This is a genomic window from Viscerimonas tarda, assembly GCF_054601255.1.
In genome coordinates this window covers 1-1349 of sequence record NZ_BAAHWV010000130.1, presented here as the reverse complement: position 1 = coordinate 1349, position 1349 = coordinate 1, and the positions used below count along the sequence as shown (strand labels likewise).

The window sequence follows — 1349 nt, the reverse complement described above, 5'->3', positions numbered from 1 at the left end:
TCGCAAGTGCCGTTTGATATGGATTTTATCCGCATTAAAATCGTGGATAAAAAGGTCGCCAAGCGCACCGCCATTCAGGAACAGGTTATTTTTCCCGTCCGCGCTTACCGTTACAATATCCGCATACCCGGAAAGAAATCGGGGCGCACGGTGTTTGCCTTGCCGAAATTTACCGTTCCGGACGGAAAGCATTTGATTGTGGAACTGTTTGAGAAAAATGGAGGGCGACACCAGCGTTTTGTTGTTGAAAACGAGGATATTGTTCGCGCACGAGTGATTGACGATTTAAAAGTAAAATAACCATTTAAAAATCAAATGAATATGAAACGAATAGCATTTATTATATCGGTGTTTATGCTGTGCCTGAACTGTTTTCAGACACAGGCGCAACGCTATCTGCCCGGACAAAAGGGCATTCAAATTACCGCAGGAACGGTAAACGGCTTTACGCTTGACGAAAGCAATCCGAATTTCGCGGCTCACGCAGGATTGGCACTTTCCACTTATACCAAAAACGGCAATCGTTGGGTATTTGGCGGCGAGTTTCTGGGAAAATGCCACCGCTACAAAAGCTGGTGCAATCCGCAGATGCAGTTTACCGGTGAGGGCGGGTATTATCTCAATGTCCTCTCGGATAGAAGCAAAACGATATTCTGTTCGGCGGGGCTATCGGCGTTGGCGGGTTACGAAACAATCCGCCATAACAAAAAGCCTTTGCCCGATGGCGCGACTATCAATAACAAGGACGCCTTTCTTTACGGCGGGGCAATCACGCTCGAAACGGAAGTTTTTGTAACGGATTGGCTGGTATTGCTTGCCAATATCCGAGAACGTGCGCTTGCGGGGTCTTCCGTCGGCTTGTTCAATACACAGTTTGGTTTAGGTATTAAATTTATAATCAATTAAATACAAATAAAATGAAACGGTTTGCAAGTTATTTTTTATACACGATACTTATTGCAAGTATCGTCTGTGCCTGTAATGACTCTCTTGATATTACTCAAAAGTATGCTTTTGATTTGGTGGTTATGCCATACCCTGAAAGAGTGGTTGAGGGCGAAACTGTCGAGATGCGCCTTCAGATTGTAAAATCGGGCAACTATGCCGAAACGAAGTTTTACATTCGCTATTTTCAACCGGACGGCAAAGGGGAATTACGCCTTGATGACGGCAGGGTTTTAACCCCAAATGACCTTTTTCCGCTGACAAAGGAAACATTCCGATTGTACTACACTTCACGCTGTACCGACCAGCAAAATTTGGATATTTATATTGAGGACAGTTGGGGGCAGGTGGTGCAAAAGAGTTTTTCGTTCAGCAATGAAAGCGCAGAAAGTGAGGAATGAAAA

Annotated in this window: 3 protein-coding genes; all 3 read left to right on the top strand. The window is 44.7% G+C overall.

Annotated features, from left to right (window positions below):
- On the top strand, positions 1 to 300 hold a 300-nt coding region (locus tag ACYPWY_RS16285; RefSeq protein ID WP_459686599.1), incomplete at its 5' end, for a DUF4138 domain-containing protein.
- A gap of 21 nt (positions 301 to 321) precedes the next feature.
- Positions 322 to 906 (top strand): conjugal transfer protein TraO, encoded by a 585-nt coding sequence (locus ACYPWY_RS16280; protein WP_459686598.1) that lies wholly within the window; start codon positions 322 to 324, stop codon positions 904 to 906.
- A gap of 11 nt (positions 907 to 917) precedes the next feature.
- A complete protein-coding gene (locus ACYPWY_RS16275; RefSeq protein WP_459686597.1) occupies positions 918 to 1346 on the top strand; it encodes a DUF3872 domain-containing protein in 429 nt (142 codons plus the stop codon).
- Positions 1347 to 1349: the final 3 nt, after the last annotated feature.

Bases quoted from the DNA above. Each gene is read 5' to 3' on its own strand.
- ACYPWY_RS16275 (WP_459686597.1), top strand. From the start codon at position 918: ATGAAACGGTTTGCAAGTTATTTTTTATACACGATACTTATTGCAAGT.
- ACYPWY_RS16280 (WP_459686598.1), top strand. From the start codon at position 322: ATGAAACGAATAGCATTTATTATATCGGTGTTTATGCTGTGCCTGAAC.